Consider the following 5,479-nt stretch of genomic DNA (forward strand, 5'->3'; position numbering starts at 1 on the left):
ATATAAGTTTGGTAATTGGATGATCCCTGCACCCGCAAATCATCTCTATCTGACTAGTGTGAGCTGGAATGCATTTTGGCATTTCTCGACTTGCAAGCCCCGGACTTCAGTCCGAGGTTGGTTGACTTGATTGGTAGAGACCTGGCAGAAGAAGCCAGGTCATTTTTTTGCAATCGTCCAGGCTACCTCAAATTGCCGGTAAATGATAAAATCAACTGGTGAGGAATGCATATGACACAATTTATTGATAAAATTTCTGCCTTAGCCAAAGAATTTGCTGATCCGGAATTGGACCGGCAAGTGCAAGAGATCAAAATGATCGATGAGTGCGTATCCAGCCAGCGGATGCTGCTGTTCGCTCCAGACGGCTTAGGCATCAGTGATGACCGTTTTGCCGAGCTGACCTGGGAGCTGCCCGACAGCCAGATCAAGGACCTGCGGGCTTTAAACAACCTGCTGAACAATGTCCGCCAATACCTGTCCCTGGAATATGGGATCTGGTCGCTGCCAAACATGGAGACGGCCCAGCTTTTTAAAAACGAATTAGGGATTGAGACAGCCCTGGAAGTTATGGCTGGCAATGCCTACTGGTCTAAGGCCTTGAGCGAGGCCGGGATTCAAGTCTGGGCCACGGATTCTTTAGAATGGTCCAAGAGCTCAAAGACCGGGAAGAAGCCCTTTTACCCAGTTGAAAACCTGCCAGCTGACCAGGCAGTCATGAAGTACGCGACATGCGACATGATTCTCTGCTCCTGGGCGCCGAATTTCGGCAAGGCGGATTTGGAACTGATCGCTGCCAAGCAGCACTACGCTCCAGCTGCCCGTCTCTTTTTCATCGGGGAAAAAGGGGTGACCAATTCCCCTGAATTCTGGACTAGAAAGCATTTCGCCAAATCAAGCGAACTGAGAAAGATCAACCGCAGCTTTAAGTCCTACGACTTTATCAAGGAAAAGTTTATTGAGGTGAGCTGATCAACTACCTGGGAATAAATTCCCAGGTTTGCAACTAGCTAACTGTGGTACAAGTGAGTAAAGACTCTCCCACAACCAAAGGCTAAAAACCTTTTACGCTGTTGCTTCTCAAACGTCAAAAGACGTTTCCGCACGTTGATAGGTACGGCGGTCTAGCATAATTTATACACTAGACTGATTTTTGATATGTTGGCTTATAATTACCGCTAACGTACATTGTTCCAAGATTTTGGATATTCATTGCGCCGATGCGGTCGTCATTTGACTTGTATCCGCATTTATCGCAAATGTATAAATGTAGATTGTGCTTACGGTTTTCCTTGTTAATACGTCCGCATTTTGGACAGCGCTGACTAGTACAGTAAGCGTCAACTTTAATCACTTCACTGTGATTGAGGTGAGCCTTGTAAGTCAATTTCTGTTCAAGGTCGTAGAAAGACCAGGAGCAATGCTCATATCGGTCTTCACGCTTGCGATTATTAACGGTATTAAAGGTTACGTCAGTTAGATCTTCCAAAACAAACAACGAATCAGTTCCGTATTTTTCAACGAGTGTCTTAGACAAACAATGATTATAATCGCTCATCCAGCGGTTCTCTCGCTGACCGATTTTGCGGATTCGTATTTTAGAAGATTTGGTATTAGTCAGCTGTAAGTGACGTCTTAACTGCTTGTAATGGTTGCGTTTTTTAGCAATCTGCTTTCCGTTTTTGAATAAGGTTTTGCCTTTTTCATCATAGCAGGTAACGATTTGTCTTAAACCACGGTCGATTCCAATTACGTGTCGAGTTTGATTAATATCGTAATCGTCAATTTCCCGGCTTGCGGAAATATGGAGATACCATTGCTTACCGGATTTCAAAACCCTAGCGCCGCCAAATTGCCAATCTTGATATTTTTCAAAGCCTGACATTGAGATTTGACAAATAATCCGGCCATCAAGCGTATTAAGGCTGACTTGATTGTCGTTTTTAAACGACCAGTCACGATTTCTGACCAAGTCAAACTGCGGTCTAGAAAAAGTAACAGGTTTCCACAGCCAAGTTAAGTCGCGCTTGATTTTATAGCCTAGGCATTTGTACGGCTTTTGACTTAGCTGTGTGGCAACAGTCTTATAACGAGCAATTACAGTCCGTAAAACAGATTGAGCCATTTGAGACTTCAAGTCGAAGGTATCACGCAAGTCGTGATACAAAGCTTTGTTAAGCTTCGATTGACCAAGTTCAAAATTGTTGTTAAAAACATACTGCGACGCATAATTACAACCTTGTCTGTAAGCTTCCATCGTTTTCTTAAGCGATTCAGCTTCGCTTTGACTAGGGTAAATGTGAGCTTTAATAGTTAGAGAAATTTCCATTTATTCGGCCTCCTTTCAACAGTTTGATTGTATTATGTTTCCTATTGAAAGTAAAAGCTAAAGCATTATAGAAAGGAGAAAGGCGTGCTCCTCCCTCGATTTAAATCGAAGGTTTCCGCACGCCAAACAATCAATGAAAAGGCACAAACTGTTTGTTATTTTGTCCACCTTTTTCCTCTTCATCATGATCGGTATCGTCTGCTCCAACATGCAGTCCCAGCTGGCTGACCAAATTCTGCAGGCGCAGGGGATGAGCATGAAGGCCCGGATCGTCAAGCCGAAGAAGACCATGACTATTACCTCCTTCCTTAAATGGATCAAACAGGACTTCCCGAAGGAAAGCATCCAGATACAGTTCAAGAGCAAGGAAGACAAGAACCAGGTCCTGGTCTGGTCACAAAACCGGGACCTCAACTATTTCCCTGTTTCCAGCGGCCGCTTTTTCAGTGAAGATGATTTTAAAGGGCAGGTCACCATCGCGGCGGTCTCTCCATCTTCAGCGGCTTCGCAGATCAAGACCCAGGGCAATACCTACTTGATCGCCAACGGCCAGTATTATTCCGTCGTTGGCAGCCTTAAAGCTGTGCCATACCAGTCCAGTAAGGCCTACTACCTGACGACTGGTATAAAGCAGGAGACCGGACAGAGCCGGATAAACCACTTTACCTTGTACGTTGACGCCAGCAGCCAGACGATTGGCAAAATTGCCAGCCACTTGAAGAGTGAGACCTACTGGCCGGACTTCGTTAAGCGGGGCCGGCAAAGAAGATTGACGCTTCTCATGCCAGAAGCCCTCTTAATCCTCTTCTTGCTGGGCGTGGGGGTCCTTTTGATGGGGCTTATTGCCTGGCTGACTTGGAAAGAAGCCAATATGAGCCATGTCAAAGGAGACCTTTTGTCCAACCTCCTCTTGAACCGGAGCGGGCGTTTTATTGTCTTTATGGTCCTGGAAGCCTTTGCTTCCTACTTCCTCTTGGTGTGGAAGGCTTACTATGGCAACCGGAGCATTTTAGCTTTGCTTTTGCTAGGGACAGTCGTGGCTGAACTGGCAGTATATGTTGGAATGATGGTTTATATGTACAGAAAGGGGAAACAAGCGGATGATTGAAATCCCAGACCAGTTTAAGGAGAAATTTACGGGTCTGCTTGGCCAGGAAGAAGCCGGCAAGCTGCTTGAGTCTTTAACAGAGCCAAGTAAGAAGGCCTACCGGATCAACACGTTAAAAAAGGGAGCGGTCGCATATCCGCGAGAAGAGGCGGTGCCTGGCATCCCTAACGCTTATTACGGTGAAGTCTCTGGCAAGGACCCGGAATGGACGGCTGGCCTGGTTTACTCGCAAGATCCGGCAGCCATGTTCCCGGCCCAGGCAATCCCAGTTAAACCCGGCGACAAGGTTTTAGACTTGTGCGCGGCACCGGGCGGGAAAAGCACGGCTTTAGCCCAGAAGCTAGAAGGTCAAGGGCTGCTAGTAGCTAATGAAATTTCGCCTTCCCGGGCCAAAATTTTACGGGAAAACCTGGAGCGGTGGGGCGTAGCAAACGCTGTCGTTACCAACTGTGATTCTTTTGCCTTAAGCGCCCGTTTCCCGGGATTTTTTGACGCGATCTTAGTCGACGCGCCATGTAGCGGAGAAGGGATGTTCAGAAAGAGCGAGGACGCCATTAAGTACTGGAGCCAGGAGAATGTTGACCTCTGCGCAGACCGGCAAAGGGAAATCTTGACGGAAGCAGTCAAGATGCTGAAGCCGGGCGGGTATTTGCTCTATTCGACCTGCACCTTTTCACCAGAAGAAGACGAGGAAATCGTCAGCTGGCTGCTGGATGAATACGGCTTTAAACTTTTACCGATAAAGGCTGATAAAGCCGCAGCTGGCCGGCCGGAATGGGGCAATGGGGATGCTAGTTTAGCAAATTGCGCCCGTTTTTGGCCGCAAGACGGAGTTGGTGAAGGACAGTTCGTGGCCAGCCTGCAAAAGGCAGCTGGCGAAGAAAGCTTTGCAGTTGAAGCAGGAGAAGTTTTTGCTCCTGTCAGAAAAAACAAGGAAAAGAGGAAAAAGGGCAAAGGCAAGAATAAAGGGAATAAAAGCTCCTTGGAGCGGCCAAGCAAGGAAGAGTCCGGCTATATCAGTGAAGCCATTGCCGGCTTTAACTGGCCGGAAAGCTTAGCCTCCTGGCCAAGCCAGATGCTGAAGAGCCAGGATCACGTCTTTGTCCCGGCCCTTGAACCTGATCAATTAAAGGGGATCAAGGTCTTAAACAACGGCCTGGAACTGGGCATCTTGAAGAAGAAGCGCTTTGAGCCAAGCCACCAGCTGGCGGAAGTTTTAGGGCAAGTTGACCAAGAAAGAGTGGTTGACCTAACTGAAGAAGAGTATGACCACTACCTGCACGGGGAAAGCTTGCAAGTAAATAGCAGCTTGAAGGGCTTTGTCTTGGTTTCCTGCCGGGGGATGATTTTCAGCTTTGGGAAGTTATCTGGCAAGGGACAGCTGAAGAACTATTATCCTAAGGGCTTGCGGCAATAGAAGACTAGCTTTACATAATTTTGCTTATGTGAAAAGGAGATAAGATAATGAAGGCAGCCTTGGTCGGATGTTCAAATCCTTTAAAAGATGCATATCGGCCAGTTGTTGACCAGCTGGTAAAGATCTTGGAAGACCGGGGACTGGAAGTCGAAGTCAGTGAATACTTGACAGATGACACTTTAATCGGCCGGGGAGAAAAGCGGGCCAGGGAACTGGAAAGTTTCTTCTTAGATCCAGAGATGGGGCATATTTTTGACATCTCTGGCGGGGACTTGGCCAATACGGTTTTAGGACACTTGGATCTGGATACGATCAAGGACAGCCAGGCGGTCTTTTACGGCTACAGCGACTTGACCACGATCTTGACGGCCTTAGCCAAAAACGGCAACCAGGCAGTCAACTTCCAGCTGCGCAACTGCCTGGTCAACAAGGATTTACTGAAAAGCGGCTATTTTGACCGTTTGCTGGCAGGTAAGGATCAAACAAAAGAACTAGATGAGCTAGAAGTAGCTTTTGTCCGGGGAAGTGAAATGGCCGGTCCAGTCTACGGGGGCAACCTCCGCTGCCTGTTGAAACTGGCGGGGACGCCTTACTGGCCCGATTTTACTGGTAGTATCTTGCTGCT

The 5,479-nt window shown here is 47.5% G+C and carries 5 protein-coding genes; 4 read left to right on the forward strand and 1 reads right to left on the reverse strand.

Translation table 11 applies throughout. From position 1 onward, the window contains the following. Positions 1–231 precede the first annotated feature (231 nt). On the forward strand, positions 232–972 hold the full coding sequence (locus Q0J41_RS08275; protein ID WP_296228352.1) for an SAM-dependent methyltransferase: 741 nt from the start codon (positions 232–234) through the stop codon (positions 970–972). Between the two features lie 169 nt (positions 973–1,141). Here the strand turns inward: Q0J41_RS08275 and Q0J41_RS08280 are convergent, their stop codons facing one another. Then, the gene (locus Q0J41_RS08280; protein WP_296228353.1) at positions 1,142–2,329 is read right to left on the reverse strand and encodes a transposase; all 1,188 of its coding nucleotides are present in this window, start codon (positions 2,327–2,329) and stop codon (positions 1,142–1,144) included. Between the two features lie 133 nt (positions 2,330–2,462). On the opposite strand from Q0J41_RS08280, the gene Q0J41_RS08285 reads away from it, so the two are divergent. From Q0J41_RS08285 to Q0J41_RS08295, 3 genes are all read left to right on the forward strand, one after another. Further along, positions 2,463–3,437 (forward strand): hypothetical protein, encoded by a 975-nt coding sequence (locus Q0J41_RS08285; protein WP_296228355.1) that lies wholly within the window; start codon positions 2,463–2,465, stop codon positions 3,435–3,437. Next, on the forward strand, positions 3,430–4,854 hold the full coding sequence (locus Q0J41_RS08290) for an RsmB/NOP family class I SAM-dependent RNA methyltransferase (protein ID WP_296228358.1): 1,425 nt from the start codon (positions 3,430–3,432) through the stop codon (positions 4,852–4,854). The genes Q0J41_RS08285 and Q0J41_RS08290 overlap by 8 nt, the downstream gene beginning before the upstream one ends. Before the next feature lie 44 nt (positions 4,855–4,898). Next, positions 4,899–5,479: LD-carboxypeptidase (locus tag Q0J41_RS08295; RefSeq protein WP_366937252.1), on the forward strand; the 581-nt coding region annotated here is incomplete at its 3' end.

It is taken from the genome of uncultured Lactobacillus sp., from assembly GCF_944327175.1.
Taxonomy (GTDB): Bacteria; Bacillota; Bacilli; order Lactobacillales; family Lactobacillaceae; genus Lactobacillus.